The organism is Nocardioides lianchengensis (assembly GCF_900101465.1).
In the GTDB taxonomy this organism is placed as follows: Bacteria; Actinomycetota; Actinomycetes; order Propionibacteriales; family Nocardioidaceae; genus Nocardioides; species Nocardioides lianchengensis.
Genome location: NZ_FMZM01000017.1, coordinates 18,904 through 36,362, shown reverse-complemented (window position 1 = coordinate 36,362; position 17,459 = coordinate 18,904). Strand labels below are relative to the sequence as shown.

Here is a 17,459-nt window from a genome sequence, read left to right as displayed (position 1 = left end):
CCCCGACCTCGTTGCCGGAGCGTCGTCCGGCCACCGCGAACAGGAGAAGTCATGACCACCTCCACACCTCGCCAGCGCGGCGCCGCGCTGGGCGCCGTCGCCGTGGCTGCGGCCGGCGTGCTCTGCGCCGTGCTGCTGCCCACCTGGGCGGCCCCCGGCGAGCTCGTCGCTGCCGACCCGATGCCCGGAACCGAGGAAGGAGCTCCCTTCCGGACAGTCGGCGATGGGTCGCTGCCCGAGGCCGCGCCCCCGCTCCGTGGCCCTCACGAGCCGTTGAGCAGTGCCGAGCGCGGCTACGCCTTCCGTCTCGCACGCGAGGCCCTGCCCGACACCGCTCGCGACGTCCGTCGAGAGCCCGGCGGCGAGCTGATCTCCGCGGATCTGCCGGCGCTCGCCGATCGCACCGCCGCGCGGCTGGTCGTCGTCACCGCCTACGACTACGCCACCGACGAGCTCCACCAGCTGCTCCTCGACCTCGGCGCTGGAGAGGTCGTGAGCGATCAGCACGCCTCCGGCCTCCAGCTGCCGCCCACCGAGGCCGAGACCGCCATCGCCCTGGAACTCGCCATCACGGCAGAGCCCGCCCCGACGTTCGTCGTCGAATACCGGGAGCTGAACAACGCCCCACTTCTCACCGCCGACCAGGTCTCGGCCGTCGCCGGGGTCTGGCGACCCGCCGCGGAGGCGCTCGCCGCCCCCGTCACCGACGTCTGCGGACGACACCGCTGCGTACAGCTGCTGGTGGCGCTCCCGACCGGTGAGTACCTCGACACCCACGACATCGTCGTCGACCTCAGCGCGGGCGCCGTGCTGCCCGCCGAGCAGGAGGACCACCGTCATGAGGACTGACCGGCTGATCCCCCTGGTCCTCGGCCTCGCCCTGGCCGCACCCACGGCGACGGCCGTCCCGGCGTACGCCTCGATGGTCGTTGCGCCGGCCGAGCCCGGGCTCGGCTGCGGGTCCGCGGAGGTCACCCGCACCCTCGCGTCGGGGTCGGCCTGGCGGATGTGCGCACGGATCGACCCGATCAAGGGCCTGGTCCTGGAACAGCTGCAGTTCCGCCCGGCCACCGGAGCGCGCGAGACGGAGGGGTGGTTGCCCGTCGTCGACTCCCTCTACCTCGCCCAGCTCGTCGTCCCCTACGACAGCGGTGCGATGGCCTTCAACGACATCACCGGCTACGGCTTCGGGGACTACCAGCTCCTCGCCCAGGACGACCAGCTGTGTCCGGGGTCCACCCTCCCGGTGGAGCAGGCCTTCATGTTCGGACCCCAGCTGGTCGAGCGGACCATCCCCGGGATCTGCCTGACCGAGGTTGCGGACGGTCTCGGGTGGGCCAGCCACGAGTCGAACGACCCCGGCGACGATCGCTACGTCCAGCAGGGCCGGTCCCTCGAGATCTCGTCGGTCACCAAGATCAGCTGGTACGAGTACCAGCAGAAGATCACCCTCAGCGACCAGGGCGCCATCACCGTCGGTCTCGGCGCCACCGGTGACCTCGCCCCCCAGGAGGTCTTCTACCCCGAGGACCCCACCACCGGGTGGCCGATCGGCCCGGACTCCGTAGATCCCACGACGTACGCCACCTCGCACTGGCACAACGCCGTCTACCGCGTCGACTTCGGCATCGGCTCCGGCGACCAACAGGTGGAGCAGTGGGACTACGAGCAGACCGACCCGCTGCAGCCCGCACGGCTCGAAGGGGTCGGCACCACCCGGACCGAGGCCTTCCAGGCCCCTGACGACGCCGACCCGCAGACCTGGTGGCGGGTGCTGAACCCCACGTCCGTCAACCGCGACGGCCACCCACGCTCCTACGAGATCGTCAACGAGGCCATCCAGAACCCCCACGACGCCCTGACCCGTCCGAAGGTCAGCTTCACCAATGACCACGCATGCCAGGAGTACGCCTCGGACAACCTCAACGTCGGTTGCCCCGGTCTGTCAGTTCCCGACTACGTCGCGGCCGAGACCGCGCCGCTGACCGATCCCGTGGCCTGGGTCAACGTCGGCTTCCACCACATCGACCGCGACGAGGACCAGTCCCCGATGCCGACGCACTGGCAGGAGTTCTCGCTCGTCCCCCGTGACCTGCTCGCCCAGCAGGCGACCACCCCGCCTGAGCGCTCCTGCGTCAACGGAGGCCCCGTGACCGACACCGGCTCGTGTGCGGCGATCAACGTCGTGCCGCCCCAGGTCGTGCCCGACGCCACGCCCATCACCGTCGGGACGGTCCTACGCACAGGTCATGGCGCCTGGCGGGCGACCCGGTCCCCGCTCAGCTTCCAGGTCCAATGGCTGCGCGACGGCCAGCCCATCATGGGCTCCCACGGGCTGGGGCACACCGTCACCACCGCCGACCAGGGCCATCGCCTCCAGGTGCGGGTCGACGCGAGCGGCTACCGCCTCGTCCCGGGTACGGCGACGTCCGCGGAGCTCCTGGTCCCGAGCCGCCCCGGCCCGTCGCCCACCACCCAGCCCACCACCCAGCCCACCACCCACCCGCAGCCCCCACGAATCGCTGTCCACCTCGGCCTCGCCGCGTCCCGTGAGAGCCATCCCCGCCTGCGCATCCGGGTGCGCGGTCGGGCCGGCGCGGCCACGGGCACGGTGGTGGTCCGTGGTCCGGGCGGATGGAAGCGCATCCTGAGCCTGCGGAAGGGGCAGGCGGTGGTACTCCTGCCGAGGGCGATGGCCGTGCGGAAGGTGCGCGTCGTCGTCCGCTACCGGGGTGACGAGCGCTACCTGCCGACCCGACGAGCACTCCGCCTTCGCTGAGGGCGACCTCTCCGGCCGATACCAAGGGGGGTATCGGCCTCCAGGCGGTCAAAAGTTGTCATGCAGGTGAGCATTCTGGTGACGACCGTCACAGAAATTGATGCCGACGGGTGACGTTGTCGGCAGAGTGACGTTCAGTCGCCCCGGCGCGAGACGTACGACCCGATACCGGGACGGCACACGGCACACCCCCTGCTGCCGAGAAGGAGTCGACATGCCTCACGCCTCACCCTCGGGTGGTCGAGACCATGCGCGTCAGCTACGCACCAGCCTCGGGACGGATCGGCTGGCCCCGGGCGCGGGCGCAGCCGCTCTGGCCACCTCGCCCAGGACCCAGCGCTGGGCCCTCCGACACCTGACCGGTGCGGTGGGGGCGCCGTTGAGTCCTCAGGCTCTGAAGATCGTCCGGCCCGCGATCTGCGCCGGAGTGCACGAGTTCACTCTGCTCGTTGCCGGTCAGGGGTGCGTGGACCCACCGGCCGCCCAGTACTTCGCCCGGCTCGGGCGACCCGAGGTCCGGGCGCGACTGGGGGCGACCACTCCCGAGCACCTGACCGCGGCGGTCGACGCAGCGATCCGCCACCAGGTCGACCAGGACCTCGTCCTGCAGAGCCAGGCGGACGCCCTGCTCGGGTGCCTCGACCGGTACGTCGCGCACCTGCGAGCCGCAGTCCAGGGCCGGGCGGGCCGCCACCCGCGCCCGGGCGACCTCGACCCGACCAGGGTCCCCGACGACGTCGCGCCGTACCTCTACTACGAGCTCGCCCAGCACTTCGGTCACAGCATCCACCAGGTCTACGTGACCGTGCAGGCCGCCACCGACCAGGCAGCCGGTGACTCGATCGCCACCGTGGAGAGCACCACGTCCTCCCCCGCCGTCACCCTGAGGGCCAGGGACCACCTGGTGTTCCTGCACCCGACGGCCTTCCCGAGGGTGGCCGCCGACCTGCCGGACCTCGGTCCGCTCACCGTCCACGCCGGCCCCGTCTCGCCCGACGAGCTCGTCGACACCTACGAGTCCGCGCTCCTAGTCGCCCGGATGGCCCGCCTGGGCTGGATTCACCCGCCCGGCCCCGTCACGTGGCAGCCGCCGACCCCCCTGGACCTCGCCGCCCATCTCCCCCTCGGCCTCCTGGAGCAGCTGACCCCCTACCTGCGCCCGCTGCTCAACACCCCGCTCCCCCTGCGCCTGGAGATGGCGCGCAGCTTCCACCGCGTCCTCGCCCACTCCTCGTCGACGCTGAAGGAGCACGCCAGGGCGCTCAACATCTCGATCTCGACGTTGCGCCACCACCTCGTGCCCCTGGAGCCCGTGCAGCACGAGCCCTCGTCGACCAAGCTGGTCGCCCTGGCCTCCGTGCTCCCCGACCTGGCCCGACTCTGGACGGTGGAGTTGAGCCACCACACTCGGGTGAAGCGTCGTCTGGACCGGTCGTCAGCCGGCCCCGACGACGCGGTGACCCCGCCCACCGGGGTCTGATTTGTGATGCGCGTCGCAACTTCGGGGCTGCTCTGCCGGTGCACCCTTGCCGCAGACCGGCTCGGAGTGGATGAATCCGGCTCGCGGACCTGTCGAGCGTCACCCTCCCCGATCGCCTCGAGAGGACCTGGAGTCCGGGTCTCCGCCCGCCCGCCGTGGGGCACCCCTCGGGTGTCCCACGGTCGGCCCGACCACCACCTCGCGAGGATCGCCGGGATTCCGCTGACAGGGCGTCGGCGAGGACCTAGTTTTCATGAACCCCTTGATGACAGGTGACGAACCGCATCGGCGTCGAGCTGAGGAGGAACCTGGTGAGCACACCCCCCACGAGCCACAGGACCAGTCCGAGCCGGACGAGGCCGCGGACATGACCGACAGCCCCGTGCTGGCCCCGGAGCCGGTCATCTCCCTGAGCAGCCACCCGTTCCGCCCGGTGCTGCTGAAGATGGCCGATCCCATCGTCGCCCAGGTCCGCGCCGAGGTCCCGGCGTACGCCGGCCCCGACGGCGGCCGCCGCCACCAGCTGATGCTGATGGCGGCCAACGCCGCCGTCGAGGGCTACCTCGACACCTCGCGCCGCCACTCCGCCCAGCGCAAGGTGGACGTGCTGTTCCACCGGATGGGCTGGGGCGAGGCCGAGTCCGGCAACACGACCGACAACCTGGAGGCCGCGCTCGGGGTGGCCTCCCGGGCCGCCTGGCGCCACCTCTGCGACTACGCCGTCGCCAAGGGGCTGACCGCGAAGGCCCTGCGCGACGTGACCCTCGACCTCCTCGAGTACGCCGACCACCTGCGCGCCGAGCTGCTCGCCGGACACGCGCTCCGCGCGGACCGTCCGCAGTTCGAGGGCCAGCGGGCCCGTCAGGAACTGCTCCGGTTCTTCCGCACCGCCTCCGCGGGACGGGTCTCGCCGCTCGCCCCCCTCGGCGTCGACCGCACCCGGCTTGCCGACCTCGCCGAGCGGGCCGGCTGGCCGGTCCCCGACCAGACCGTCGCCCTCGCGGTCTCCTTCCATGGCGACAGCCCCGACGTACCCGACCGGTCCGACGTGCTGTGGGCGCGCGACGGGCAGCGCCTCCAGGTGCTGTGCGCGGCACCGCTGGCCGGCGAGTTGGCCGGCCAGTTCGAGCGCTCCGGGAGCGATCGCCGGGTCGTGATCAGCTGGCCGGTCCCCGCAGCCGAGTCCGGCACCGCGATGCTGTGGACGATCCGCGCGCTCGACCTCGTCCAGGCGGGCGTGATCCCGCCGACGCCGGTGGTGCGCTGCGACGAGCACGTGACCCAGCTGTGGCTGCACGCCGAGCCGTCCATGCGCCGGCGGTTGTGCCAGGACCTCCTCGAGCCGCTGCTCGCCGAGGCACCCAACTCCCGCGAGATCCTCACCGAGACCCTGCTGGTCTGGCTCGAGACCCGCGACAGCGCCCCGGCCATCGCGGCCAAGCTCGACATCCATCCCCAGACCGTCCGCTACCGGTGGCGCCGCCTCAACGAGCTCTTCGGCGAAGCGCTGCGCGACCCGGAGTTCATCCTCCAGATGACCCTGGTCCTGAAGGCCAGCGTTCCCATGTGGAAGGGCGGCGACCAGAGCGACTTCGAGCTGTTCCGCGACACCCGCGACCTGGGCGTATGAACGCCGTCCTGCTCCCGGTCGGCATCGTGCTGCTGGCGGCACCGGTCGCACTCCTGGTCGCCCTCCTCCTGCCCTGGTGGATGGCGCGCCACGTCGGACGCAGGCTCGGGGTCGGCACCATCTCGTCGGAGGCGCCCGCCCTGTGGCCGCAGGTCCAGACCCTGGTCCTGGACCCGTTGACCAGCCTCACCACCGGCCACCTCGTCGTCACCGACGTGCAGCCCACCGATCCCGACCACGAGCGGAACCTGCGCTGGTTCGCCGGTGCCCTCGCCCACTCGTACGACGACCCCGTGGGCCACGCCCTGGCGAAGCTGGCCGGGCGCGGCCGGGTCACGGACGTCGCACAGGAGCCGGGCCGCGGCATCCGGGGCTCCGTGGACCGCCACCCCGTCCGGGTCGGCGAGCCGGCCTGGATCGGCCACGACGAGACCCTGGAGCAGGCGACCGTCGGCACCATGGTGGCCGTCGAGGTCGACCACCGCCCGCTCGGCCGGATCACCGTGGCCGACGAGGTCCGCGCCGACGCCTGCCGGCAGCTGGAGCGACTCCGCACGATCGGCACGCCCCCGGTGCTGGTCTCTCCCGGCAGCGAGGAGGCCGTCGCCCGGGTGGCGCGGCTCGCGGCGAGCACGGTGTGGCACGCCGCCACCGATCCCGCCCGGGTCGCCGACGACCTGGCGGCGGGCGGCGCCACAGTCGGACTGGTCCGGACCGAGCCCGACGGCACCACCACCCTGGTCGTCGTGACCCACGGCCCGGCGGGCCCGGCCCCCCACCGGGGCGCGGTCGCGACCGGCAACGGCGCGGCCGACACCCTGGCCCACGCCGTGGCCCTCACCCTCTGCCTGCACCGCAGCCGCCGACGGGCCGCCGTCGTCGCCTGCGGGCTCGTCCTGGTGCTGCTGCCCCTCGCCGTCCTGGGACTCCTCGTGCCCCTGGTCGCGCTCGCCCTCGCGGCACTCGCCTGGCTCGGCGTCGCCCTGACCGCGGTCTGGGGCTTCACCGACCTCCAGGCGGACGAGGAAGAGGCCGCCTCCCGCTAGGCGGGAGACGGCCTCTGACCTGCATTTTCTTCGGTCGGGCTGACAGGATTTGAACCTGCGACCCCTTGACCCCCAGTCAAGTGCGCTACCAAGCTGCGCTACAGCCCGAACGGTCCCGGCCACGTGCACCGGAAACCGCGTGAACACTACCGCAGGGTGCGCGGGGACCTGGAATCGGGCCGGGGTGTGTCAGCCCATCGACTTCTGGCCGTCGATCGTCTCGCGCAGGATGTCGGCGTGGCCAGCGTGCTGAGCGGTCTCGGCGACCAGGTGCACGAAGACCCGGCGGGCCGACCAGCTCGCGCCGGGCGGGTTCCAGGGCGCAGCCGGGAGCGGCTGGCGGGCGTCCAGGTCGACGTGGCGGAGCAGCTCGTCGGTCGTGGCCGCAGCCTCGTCGTACGACGCCAGCAGGCCCGCGAGCGTCTCGCCCTCGACCATCCGGAAGCCGTTCTGGTAGGCGATCACCTCGGCCGGTGGGTTGGACCAGTCGATGTTCGCCCAGTCGACGTCGGGCTGGACGGCGGGGCCGTCGGTGATGAAGTCGCACCACTGCCCCTCCACCGCGGTCACGTGCTTGACGAGGCCGCCGAGGCAGAGCTCGCTGACGGTCGGACGGGACGCGGCCAGGTCGTCGGAGAGTCCCTGGACGGTGTGGCGGAACAGGTCGCGGTGCTTGTGCAGCGCGTCCAGCAGGTCGGCGCGCTCGGAGGTCAGGGCGGGGGTGTCGGTGGTCGTCATAGGACCAGGCTAGGAACCGCTGCGGTCAGTTCCTGTCCTCAATCCACCCCGGTCCAGGGTTCTACCGCTTGCGCTTCTCCCGCGGCCGCTGCTGGAGCACGATCGGGGTGCCGACGAAGCCGAACTCCTCGCGCAGCCGGCGCTCGATGAACCGCTCGTACGACGCGTCCAGCTTGCCGCTGGTGAACAGGATGAACATCGGCGGCGCCGTCGACGCCTGGGTGCCGAAGAGCACCTTGGGCTGCTTGCCGCTGCGCACCGGGTGGGGGTGCTCGGCGACCAGGCGGCCCAGGAAGTTGTTGAGCGTGCCGGTGCCGACCCGGGTCTCCCAGCCGGCCAGCGCCTTGTCGAGCGCCGGGACCAGCCGGTCGACGTGCCAGCCGGTGCGGGCGGTGATGTTGATCCGCGGGGCCCACTGGACCTGGACCAGGTCGCGCTCGACCTCGCGCTCCAGGTAGTAGCGACGCTCCTCGTCGACCAGGTCCCACTTGTTGAACGCGATCACCAGCGCGCGGCCGGCGTCGCGGACGGTCTGGATGATCCGCATGTCCTGCTCGGACAGCGACTCGCCGCCGTCGACGACCAGGACCGCCACCTCGGCGCGGTCGATGGCGGTCGAGGTGCGCAACGACGCGTAGTACTCGTGGCCGGAGGCGGTCTTGACCCGCTTGCGGATGCCGGCGGTGTCGATGAACCGCCAGGTCTTGCCGCCCAGCTCGATCAGCTCGTCCACCGGGTCGACGGTGGTGCCGGCTGCGTTGTCGACGACCACCCGCTCCTCCCCCGCCAGCTTGTTGAGCAGCGAGGACTTGCCGACGTTCGGGCGACCGACGATGGCGATCCGGCGCGGGCCGCCGGCGACCTCGCCGACGGTCTCCGGCGGGGTCTCGGGCAGCGCGGCCAGGACGGCGTCGAGCATGTCGCCCGAGCCGCGCCCGTGCAGCGCGGAGACCGGGAACGGCTCGCCGAGCCCGAGGTTCCACAGGCCGTACGCCTCGGTCTCGGTGCGCTGGTCGTCGACCTTGTTGGCGGCCAGCACGACGGGCTTGCCCGACGCGCGCAGGATCTTGACGACGGCCGCGTCGCCGTCGGTGATGCCGACGGTCGCGTCGACCACGAACAGCACGGCGTCGGCCAACTGGACGGCCAGCTCGGCCTGGGTCGAGATCATGTGGGCCAGGCCCCGGGCGTCGGGGTCCCAGCCGCCGGTGTCGACGACGGTGAAGGCGCGACCGGCCCAGTTGGCGTCGTACGAGACGCGGTCGCGGGTCACGCCCGGGACGTCCTCGACGACGGCCTCACGACGGCCGATGATGCGGTTGACGAGCGTCGACTTGCCGACGTTGGGGCGACCCACGACAGCGAGGACGGGCACCGGCCCCAGCGGCTCGTCCGGGGACGAGTCGTCGACGGGCAGGTCGGGTCCGGCGGTCATGGTGCTCCTTGGTCGGTGACCCCGGTAGCGGGGTCGGGGTCGAGATCGCCAGGCGGCAGCTCGCCGGGCAGCTCACGGCCGGTCAGCGCCTTGGCATGGTCGAGGTGCACCAGGAGGTGCTCCCTCAGCAACATCGAGGTGTGCTCGACTTGTTCCTTCGTCCGCGGCCACTCCACCGCAGGGACGGTGTACGGCGCGCCGAAGACGATGTCGATGGTCGCACCCTTCGGGGGCAATGAGCCACTCCTGCCGCCCGGCTCGCGCGTGCCGATCATCACGACGGGCACGACAGAGGCTCCCGCGACCATCGCGAGGTACGCCGTACCGCGGTGGAAGCGGTCTAGCTCACCGCTCCCGCGGCGGCCCTCCGGGAAGATGCCGCCGGCCGCGCCGTCGCGCAGCACGCGGAGCATCTGGCGCACCGCACGCGGGTCGGTGTTGAACCGGTCGAGGCGGATCTGGCCGGAGAGGACGAGGAACGTCCCGAGCGGGCCGTCGAACATCTCCTCCTTCGTGAACACGTGGACCGGCCGCGGCGCGTAGACCGCCAGCAGTGGCCCGTCCATCACGCCGGTGTGGTTGGCGGCGAACAGGACCGGTCCCTCGGCGGGGACCAGGTCGAGCCCGTGGAGGCGCACGTCGTAGCGCCGACGGATCAGCCAGCCCGAGATCGGGCGGAGCCCGTGGAGCATGAACCGCCACGGGAAGCGGGTGCGGTCGCTGCGGGGCAGCGAGCCGTGGTCGCTCACGCCACCCGGTCCACGAGGGCGACGACCTGGTCGATCACCTCGTCCAGCGTGTGGTGCGTGGTGTCGAGGTGAGCGGCACCATCGGCCCTCACCAGCGGCGCCGTGGCCCGGCCGGAGTCGATCTTGTCGCGAGCGAGCAGCGACTGCTCGGTGGCGGCGACGTCGGTCCCGCCCTCCTCGGCGGCCCGGCGCAGCGCTCGGGCAGCGGGATCGGCGGTCAGGTAGACCTTCACCTGCGCGTCGGGAGCGACCACGGAGCCGATGTCGCGACCCTCGACGACGATGCCGCCGAGCGCGGCCTCCTCGGCGATGACCGCACGCTGCAGCTCCAGCAGCCACGCGCGCACCTCGGGGACGGCGCTGACCGGGGACACCGCCGCGTTGACCTCGTCGGAGCGGATCTCGACCGCGACGTCGGTCCCGCCGACCTCGATGGTCGGGGCGAGCGGGTCCGTGCCCGACTTGACCTCGAGCTCCGGCACCCGGGCCGCGACGGCCGCAGCGTCCTGGACGTCGACGCCGGCGCGCAGCATCCACCACGTGACGGCCCGGAACATCGCTCCGGTGTCGAGGTAGCGCAGGCCGAGCCGGTCGGCGACGCCGCGCGACGTGCTGGACTTGCCCGACCCCGAGGGGCCGTCGATGGCGACGACGAGGCCGGTGCGGGTGCGGGCCGAGGGGGTGCTCACGGGCCCGCAGCCTACCGGTGGGTGACCCAGTCGCGGGACTCGAGGGACGTGAGCAGGTGCTCGGCGCGTCGCTCCTCGACGACCAGCTCGACCAGTCCGACCGGACGGCCCGGGTCGTGGTCGATCCGGATGTCCTCGATGTTGACCTCGCTGGCCACCGCGTCGGCCAGCAGCCGGGCCAGCTCGCCTGGGTGGTCGGGCACCGACACCCACACGGAGCGCATCGGCCGGACGGGCCCTCCGTGCTTGCCCGGGATCGCCTGGGTGCCCGCCACGCCCTGCTCGAGCATCCCCTGCAGCGCCGTACGGTCCCCGCTGCCGACCGCGTCGATCACCCGGTCCAGCTCGGTGCGGACCTCGCCGAGCAGCGCGAGCACCGCCTCCGCGTTCGCGCTGACGATCTGCCCGTAGAGGCGCGGGTCGCCCGCAGCCACCCGGGTGACGTCGCGGACGCCCTGGCCGGACAGCGCCAGGTGGTTCTCGGGTCCGTCGGCCAGCCGGGCCGCGACGAGGCTGGCCAGCAGGTGCGGGACGTGCGAGGTCCGGGCCACGGCCCGGTCGTGCTCCGCCGGCGTCAGCCACACGGGTACGGCGCCGCAGAGCCGGACCAGCTCCTCGACCAGCTCGACGGCGTCCGGGTCCGACCCGGTGTGCGGGGTGATCGCCCAGGGGCGGCCGTCGAAGAGCGAGCCGGACCCGGCCAGCGGGCCGGAACGCTCACTGCCGGCCATCGGGTGGCTGCCGACGTACCGGTGGGCGCGCGGCTCGCCAGCCACCGCGCTCAGCGGCCCGGACTTCACCGAGCCGACATCGGTCACAACCGCGTCCGTCTCCCGCAGGGCGGTCGCGATCACCGTGCCCAAGTGATCGGGTGGGACCGCGACCACGACCAGCTGCGGACGGTCGTCGTCGGTGCGCGGACGGCCCGCACCCAGCCCGGAGGCGGTCCGGACGTGCTCCGGCGACGAGTCGGACAGCAGCACCTCGAGGCCGGCGCGGCGGCAGGCCAGGCCGATGGACGTGCCGAGCAGGCCGGTGCCGACGATCTCGACCGGCCCGACGAGCTCACTCATCCGCGTCGGGGACGGACCTGGTCCGGGTCAGGTCGCGGCGCAGCGCGGCGGCGCCGTGCAGGTAGACGTGGGTGATGTCGGACTTCGGCAGGTCGGTCTCGACATGCGCCATCATCCGGACCACACGCGGCATCGAGCCCGCGATCTCGAGCTCGCGGGCGCAGATCAACGGCACCTCGCCGAACCCGAGCTGGCGAGCGGCGTACGCCGGGAACTCCGAGACCAGGTCGGAGGTCGCGGTGAAGATCACCGAGATGAAGTCGTCGACCTCGAGTCCGTTGGACGTCATCACGTCGGTGACCATCTCGGCCACCCGGTCGAGCATCTGCTCGCGGACGTCCTCGTCCAGCTGGGTCGCGCCACGCACTGCTCTCACTGCCACATCGCGAACCCTACCGAGGCTGGTAGTCCCCGAACGACCAGTGGTTGCCCTCCGGATCCGCGACGCTGCCGCCGCGGCCGCCGTACTCCTGGTCGACCATGGGCCGCTCGACGCTCGCCCCGGCCGCCACGGCACGGTCGAAGACGGCGTCCGGGTCGTCGACGACGAGGTACGCCGCGGAGCCTCCCACGTTGTCGACAGCCGCGCCGGGGCGCGCGCTCCCGAACATCAGGCCACCACCTCCCCCGGGCCACAGCCACTCGGCGTGCACGACCACCGAGAGGTCCGTCTCGTCGCGGTACGTCGCGTGCTCGGTGAAGCCGACCTCGGTGAGCCAGGCGATCATCGCGTCGGCGTCGCGGAAGGAGAGGGTGTGCCAGAGGCGGACATCGGCTGCTGTGGTCATGGCCTCAGCCTGCTCCGTCGTCGACCCCGCTGTCTTGAAGGAACGGGAACTCCTCGCGCAGCCAGGTGCTCGGCGGACAGCCCGCCAGCGCGACCCACTCGCGAGTGAGGTGGGCCTGGTCGGCGTACCCGCACCGTACGGCGACCTCCCCCAGCGGCGTGGTCCCCACGAGCCGGCGGCTGCGCTCGAAGCGGCCCACCCGCTGCAGCTCCTTCGGCGTCAGGCCGCACTCGGCCCGGACCAGCGTCGCCAGGTGGCGGCGGCTGTAGCCGACCTCGGCCGCCACGTCCTGCACCCGCGCACCCCGGGTGAGCCCGGCGAGCGCCCGACCGACAGCGGCTCGCGGGCGCGACTCGCCGTGCCGGGCCAGCGCGGCCGTCAGCTCGCGCCCGACCAGCGCTGCCCACCGCTGCTCGTCCGGTTCCTCCGCCAGCTGCTCCGGCAGGTGGCGGAGGCACGGCGAGACCTCCGTCAGGTCGAGCAGCTCCCCGCTCAGCTCCGCCGCACCGACGCCCAGCAGCGCCCGCGCACCCGCCGTCGTCAGCGCCAACTGGACGCCCCGCTGGGTGCCGTCGTGATGAATCTCCGCCGCCTCCGTGTGGAGCCCGGACACGCTCGACCACCCGCTCGTCCGAGTCTGCGACCGCCCGACCCACGACACCTGCAGCGGCGCATCCACGGGCAGCACGAAGGTCAGCGACGTCGACGGCAGCCCCCGGTGCACCCCCGGCCCGCCCAGGTCGACGTCGTACGTCGTCAGGGACGAGACGTACGGCGCGAGGGCCCGCGGCACGGCCATGTCGTCAGGCTAGTTCGCCCGCCGGTGGTTGAGCAGATCGCGCGAGCGACCGTGTCGAAACCCCCGCAGCCCAAGAGCCCACGTTGACCCGGCCGACGTGGCGGTCGTGGGCCGCGGACCGCTCCCCGCGACTCCTCCGGAGGGACCTCTCGAACAGTACGCAGTGGGGGCCACCTGGCCCTCACTCACTCCCTCGTTGACCGACTCCCCAAGGCTTCACCCACAGCCCCTCGGAAGGAACAGGCCGGACCACGTTCGAATGGACCACCCCGCGTCGACCCACCGGCACCCACCTCGTCGCTGAGGCAGCGGGCCGAGCACCGACCGCTGCCCAACCTTCAGCGGTGGTCGCCGGACCCGCCGAGGACCGCACGGCGCTGCCGGTCGGCGAGCTTGTCGATGTTGCGCTGCGCGACGTCGTCGAGCGACAGCCCCAGGAAGTCCGCCAGGACGGCGGCGTACCAGAGCACGTCGCCCAGCTCGGCGGCCATGTCGTCTCGATCGAGCTGGGCGAGGTCGCCGTCCTTGTCGCGCACCAGCTTCTTGACCTTCTCGGCGACCTCGCCCGCCTCGCCCACCAGGCCCAGCACGAGGTGCACGAACTCGTGCGGAGCGTCCCGGTCGCGGGCGGTGCGCATCGCGGCGCGCTGGTAGTCGTCGCAGTCCACGGCCGATCCCCTACAGCTTCGCGTTGTCCAGCAGCTCGCCCAGCTCGTCGAGCGTCAGCTCGCGCATCTCCCCCGACTTCAGCCCCCGCAGCACGACGGGACCGAGCTGGGTGCGGGTGAGGCGTCGTACGGGGTGACCGAGGTGGTCCATCAGCCGCCGCACGATCCGGTTGCGGCCCTCGTGGATGACGAGCTCGACGATCGACTTCTCCTTGCCGGACTCGATCATCCGCACCCGCGAGACCGTCACCGGCCCGTCGTCGAGCGTGACGCCCTCGAGCAGCGACTTCAGCGTGCGCCGGTAGATCTCGCCCTCGACCTCGGCGACGTAGGTCTTGTCCACCTCGTACGACGGGTGCGCGAGCCGCTGGGCGAAGTCGCCGTCGTTGGTCAGGATGATGAGCCCGGACGTGTCGGTGTCGAGCCGGCCGACGTGGAAGAGCCGCTCGGGCCGGTCGGCCACCAGGTCCTGGAGGGTACGACGACCCTCGGGGTCCGACATCGTCGAGACGACCCCCCGCGGCTTGTTCAGCACCAGGTAGACCTTCTCCGACACCGGGGGCAGTCGCTTGCCGTCGACGCGGATCACCGCGGTGCGCGGGTCGACCTTGGTGCCGAGGCGGGTGATCACCTCACCGTCCACCTCGACCTTCCCGTCGAGCATCAGCTCCTCGCACTTGCGCCGCGAGGCGACGTTCGACATCGCCAGCAGCTTCTGCAGCCGGATCAGGCCGTCTGCGTCCGTCTGGAGACCGGTCTCGGCGCTGCCGCTGCTCATGTGACGTCCGTTCCGCCATCGGGCTCGGTGCCCTGGCCGCTGTGGGGAGAAGGGTGGTGCTCGGGCGACGTGGCCGGAGTCGGAGTCGGGGCAGCCATCTCGGCCAGCTCCTGCTCGAGATCGTCCATGTCCGGGAGGTACGGCGCCAGCTCCGGCAGCTCGTCGAGCGACGTGACGCCGATCCGCTCCAGGAAGTAGCGGGTGGTCCGGTAGAGGTTGGCGCCGGTCTCGCCGTCCTGCCCGGCCTCCTCGACCAGCCCTCGGGTCAGCAGGGTGCGCATGACCCCGTCGACGTTCACGCCGCGGATCGCCGAGACCCGCGCGCGCGAGACGGGCTGCTTGTAGGCGACGACCGCCAGGGTCTCCAGCGCGGCCTGGGTGAGCCGGGCCTGCTGCCCCTCGAGGACGAACGCCTCCACGACGACGGCGTACTCCTCGCGCGTGTAGAAGCGCCAGCCGCCGGCCACGTGGCGCAGCTCGAAGCCGCGGCCCTGCTCGTCGTACTCCGCCGCCAGCGCGGCGAGCGCGCCGGTCACGTCGTCGACCGGGTAGCCGACCGCGCTGGCCAGGCTCGCCACGTCGAGCGGCTGGTCGGCGACCATCAGCACCGCCTCCAGCGACGGCCGCAAGGCCACCACCGACACCGGCAGCTGGTCCTCGGTCTCGCTCATTGCTCCTCCTCAGGAGTCTCGGGAGTCTCGGCTGTCTCGGGTACGGCGGGCTCCGGCGGCGCGCCCTCGAACTCGTCGGTGACCAGGTCCTCGGCCTCCACGTCGTCGGCGCCGGTCCAGCGCACGGTCAGCTCGCCCAAGGGGGTGACCTGGTCGAAGGAGACCGCCCCCTCGCGGAACAGCTCCAGCAGCGACAGGAACCGGGCCACGGTGGTGAGCGTGTCGGGCGAGTCGCCGCACAGCGCGCGGAAGGTCATCGTGCCCGTACGACGGAGCCGGTCGACCACGATGCCGGCCTGCTCGCGCACGCTCACCTTGGCGGCGTGGATGTGGTGCAGGGTCAGCTCGAGGACCGGCTTCGGCTCCAGCGCCTTGGCGGCGAGCGCCGCGAACTGTTCGAGGCCGATGCCGATCAGCACCTCGGGCAGCAGCTGGGCGAACCGATCCTCCAGCCCGACGGCCCGCGGGTGCCGCTGTGCCTCCCCCGCCAACCGGGTCTCGAGGACGCTCGCCACCTGCTTGAACGCCTTGTACTGCATCAGCCGCGCGAACAGCAGGTCGCGGGCCTCCAGCAGGGCGAGGTCCTCCTCGTCCTCGACGTCGCCCTGAGGCAGCAGCCGGGCGGCCTTGAGGTCGAGCAGCGTGGAGGCGACCAGCAGGAACGAGGTGGTCTCCTCCAGCTCCCACACCGGTCCCCCGGCCTTGACGTGGGCGATGAACTCGTCGGTGACCTTTGACAGGGCCACCTCGGTGATGTCGAGCTTGTGCTTGGAGATCAGGCTCAGGAGCAGGTCGAAGGGACCCTCGAAGTTGTCCAGGTGCAGCGCGAAGCCGGGCGCCTGCTCCGTCTCCTGCTCGGCGACCGGGCCACTCATCCCTCGGTCAGCCGCCGGACCAGCGCGCTGTCGTCGCCGTTCTCCTCGTAGTCGGCCAGCACCAGGGAGATCGCCTCGCGCACCAGCCGGCCGCGGTCGACCGCGAGGCCCTGGCCGCGGCGCAGCGCGAGCCGGGCGTGCTCGATCTCAAGCAGCTCGTCGGACGTGACGTAGACCGTCATCTTCTCGTCGTGACGCACCCGGCCGCTGGGCTTGCGCCGGCCCTCCGGGGCCTCGGGCGCCTCGGGGCCTTCCGGCTCGTCGGGGACGGCGCGCACCGATTTCGGCTGCTCCGCCTCGACGGTGGGGCGGAACAGGTCGTCGGCAGCCGGCATGCTCACGCGTCGGGCCACGCGGCGAGCACCTCCTTGGCCAGCTGGCGGTAGGAGTCGGCGCCGGCCGACGTCGAGGCGTACGACGTGATCGGCTCGCCGGCGACCGTCGAGTCGGAGAACTTGACCGTCCGGCGGATGACGGTGTGGAAGACCTTGTCGCCCCAGGCCTGCACCAGCCGGTCCATGACCTCACGACTGTGCAGGGTGCGGCCGTCGAACATGGTGCCGAGGACGCCGTCGATCTCCAGGCGCGGGTTGAGCCGCTCGCGCACCTTGTCGATCGTGGTCTTCAGCAGCGCGACACCGCGCAGCGCGAAGTACTCGCACTCGAGCGGCACGATCACGCCGTCGGAGGCGGTCAGCGCGTTGACGGTCAGCAGGCCCAGCGAGGGCTGACAGTCGATGAGGATGACGTCGTACTGGGCGATGGCCGGGGCGAGCACCCGCTGCAGGGTCTGCTCGCGCGCGACCTCGTGGACCAGCTGCACCTCGGCGGCGGAGAGGTCGATGTTGGAGGGCAGCAGGTCCATGCCGGCGACGCCGGTCGGGACGATGACGTCCTCGACCCCGACCTCGCGGTCCATCAGCAGGTTGTAGATGGACAGGTCCATCTCGTGCGGGTTCAGGCCCAGCCCGACCGAGAGCGAGCCCTGCGGGTCGAAGTCGACCAGGAGCACCTTGCGGCCGAGCTCGGCCAGCGAGGCACCTAGGTTGATGGTGGTCGTCGTCTTGCCGACGCCGCCCTTCTGGTTGCACATCGACACCACCCGCGCGTTGCCGTGCTCGGTGAGCGCCCGCGGCTCGGGCAGCTCGGGCATCGGGCGTCCGGTCGGGCCGAGCTTCACGTCGGCGTTCGCGGGGCGCTCGAACGGCAGGGGGTCGCTCAAGGGGTGCTCTTCTCCGGTGTCGCGGGTGGGGTGCTGTGC

General features: G+C 72.2%; 19 protein-coding genes and 1 tRNA gene. 5 read left to right on the top strand and 15 right to left on the bottom strand.

The window, feature by feature from the left end:
- Nucleotides 1-51: 51 nt before the first annotated feature.
- The 5 genes from BLT76_RS23755 (at nt 52) to BLT76_RS23735 (ending at nt 6,935) form a co-directional block, all read left to right on the top strand.
- Nucleotides 52-849, top strand: a complete 798-nt coding sequence (locus BLT76_RS23755) for a hypothetical protein (RefSeq protein WP_090860797.1) — start codon at nt 52-54, stop codon at nt 847-849.
- Entirely contained in the window at nt 839-2,779 is a 1,941-nt protein-coding gene (locus BLT76_RS23750; protein WP_090860796.1) for a copper amine oxidase, read from the top strand. Before BLT76_RS23755 ends, BLT76_RS23750 begins: the two co-directional genes overlap by 11 nt.
- 466 nt (nt 2,780-3,245) lie before the next feature.
- A complete protein-coding gene (locus BLT76_RS26010; protein WP_090860795.1) occupies nt 3,246-4,259 on the top strand; it encodes a hypothetical protein in 1,014 nt (337 codons plus the stop codon).
- A gap of 367 nt (nt 4,260-4,626) precedes the next feature.
- Nucleotides 4,627-5,889: a PucR-like N-terminal domain-containing protein gene (locus BLT76_RS23740; RefSeq protein WP_090860794.1), complete on the top strand. Its 1,263-nt coding sequence runs from the start codon at nt 4,627-4,629 to the stop codon at nt 5,887-5,889.
- The gene (locus BLT76_RS23735; RefSeq protein WP_090860793.1) at nt 5,886-6,935 is read left to right on the top strand and encodes an HAD family hydrolase; all 1,050 of its coding nucleotides are present in this window, start codon (nt 5,886-5,888) and stop codon (nt 6,933-6,935) included. The genes BLT76_RS23740 and BLT76_RS23735 overlap by 4 nt, the downstream gene beginning before the upstream one ends.
- A gap of 34 nt (nt 6,936-6,969) precedes the next feature.
- Here the strand turns inward: BLT76_RS23735 and BLT76_RS23730 are convergent.
- The 15 genes from BLT76_RS23730 to BLT76_RS23660 form a co-directional block, all read right to left on the bottom strand.
- Nucleotides 6,970-7,043 (bottom strand) — tRNA-Pro (locus BLT76_RS23730).
- A gap of 81 nt (nt 7,044-7,124) precedes the next feature.
- Complete coding sequence (locus BLT76_RS23725) at nt 7,125-7,673, bottom strand: DinB family protein (RefSeq protein WP_090860792.1); 549 nt, start codon at nt 7,671-7,673, stop codon at nt 7,125-7,127.
- 61 nt (nt 7,674-7,734) lie between these two features.
- Nucleotides 7,735-9,108: a ribosome biogenesis GTPase Der gene (der, locus tag BLT76_RS23720; protein ID WP_090860791.1), complete on the bottom strand. Its 1,374-nt coding sequence runs from the start codon at nt 9,106-9,108 to the stop codon at nt 7,735-7,737.
- The gene (locus tag BLT76_RS23715; RefSeq protein ID WP_244509549.1) at nt 9,105-9,857 is read right to left on the bottom strand and encodes a lysophospholipid acyltransferase family protein; all 753 of its coding nucleotides are present in this window, start codon (nt 9,855-9,857) and stop codon (nt 9,105-9,107) included. Before BLT76_RS23715 ends, der begins: the two co-directional genes overlap by 4 nt.
- A complete protein-coding gene (gene cmk / locus BLT76_RS23710) occupies nt 9,854-10,546 on the bottom strand; it encodes a (d)CMP kinase (RefSeq protein ID WP_090860790.1) in 693 nt (230 codons plus the stop codon). The genes BLT76_RS23715 and cmk overlap by 4 nt, the downstream gene beginning before the upstream one ends.
- Before the next feature lie 11 nt (nt 10,547-10,557).
- Nucleotides 10,558-11,619 carry a prephenate dehydrogenase gene (locus BLT76_RS23705; protein WP_090860789.1) on the bottom strand — a complete coding sequence of 354 codons (1,062 nt, stop codon included), beginning with the start codon at nt 11,617-11,619 and terminating at the stop codon, nt 10,558-10,560.
- Nucleotides 11,612-12,001 (bottom strand): chorismate mutase, encoded by a 390-nt coding sequence (gene aroH, locus BLT76_RS23700; protein ID WP_090860788.1) that lies wholly within the window; start codon nt 11,999-12,001, stop codon nt 11,612-11,614. The genes BLT76_RS23705 and aroH overlap by 8 nt, the downstream gene beginning before the upstream one ends.
- Before the next feature lie 10 nt (nt 12,002-12,011).
- Entirely contained in the window at nt 12,012-12,407 is a 396-nt protein-coding gene (locus BLT76_RS23695; RefSeq protein WP_090860787.1) for a VOC family protein, read from the bottom strand.
- 4 nt (nt 12,408-12,411) lie between these two features.
- The gene (locus BLT76_RS23690; protein WP_090860786.1) at nt 12,412-13,206 is read right to left on the bottom strand and encodes a helix-turn-helix domain-containing protein; all 795 of its coding nucleotides are present in this window, start codon (nt 13,204-13,206) and stop codon (nt 12,412-12,414) included.
- Nucleotides 13,207-13,544: 338 nt separating this feature from the next.
- A complete protein-coding gene (locus BLT76_RS23685; RefSeq protein WP_090860785.1) occupies nt 13,545-13,874 on the bottom strand; it encodes a nucleoside triphosphate pyrophosphohydrolase family protein in 330 nt (109 codons plus the stop codon).
- A 10-nt stretch (nt 13,875-13,884) separates the two neighbouring features.
- Nucleotides 13,885-14,652, bottom strand: a complete 768-nt coding sequence (locus BLT76_RS23680) for a pseudouridine synthase (protein WP_090860784.1) — start codon at nt 14,650-14,652, stop codon at nt 13,885-13,887.
- Entirely contained in the window at nt 14,649-15,323 is a 675-nt protein-coding gene (gene scpB, locus BLT76_RS23675) for an SMC-Scp complex subunit ScpB (protein WP_090860783.1), read from the bottom strand. The genes BLT76_RS23680 and scpB overlap by 4 nt, the downstream gene beginning before the upstream one ends.
- Nucleotides 15,320-16,198, bottom strand: coding sequence for a segregation and condensation protein A (locus BLT76_RS23670; RefSeq protein ID WP_090860782.1), 879 nt, complete (start codon nt 16,196-16,198; stop codon nt 15,320-15,322). The genes scpB and BLT76_RS23670 overlap by 4 nt, the downstream gene beginning before the upstream one ends.
- Complete coding sequence (locus BLT76_RS23665) at nt 16,195-16,551, bottom strand: hypothetical protein (RefSeq protein ID WP_090860781.1); 357 nt, start codon at nt 16,549-16,551, stop codon at nt 16,195-16,197. Before BLT76_RS23665 ends, BLT76_RS23670 begins: the two co-directional genes overlap by 4 nt.
- Nucleotides 16,536-17,351 (bottom strand): ParA family protein, encoded by an 816-nt coding sequence (locus BLT76_RS23660; RefSeq protein ID WP_244509552.1) that lies wholly within the window; start codon nt 17,349-17,351, stop codon nt 16,536-16,538. The genes BLT76_RS23665 and BLT76_RS23660 overlap by 16 nt, the downstream gene beginning before the upstream one ends.
- Nucleotides 17,352-17,459 lie beyond the last annotated feature (108 nt).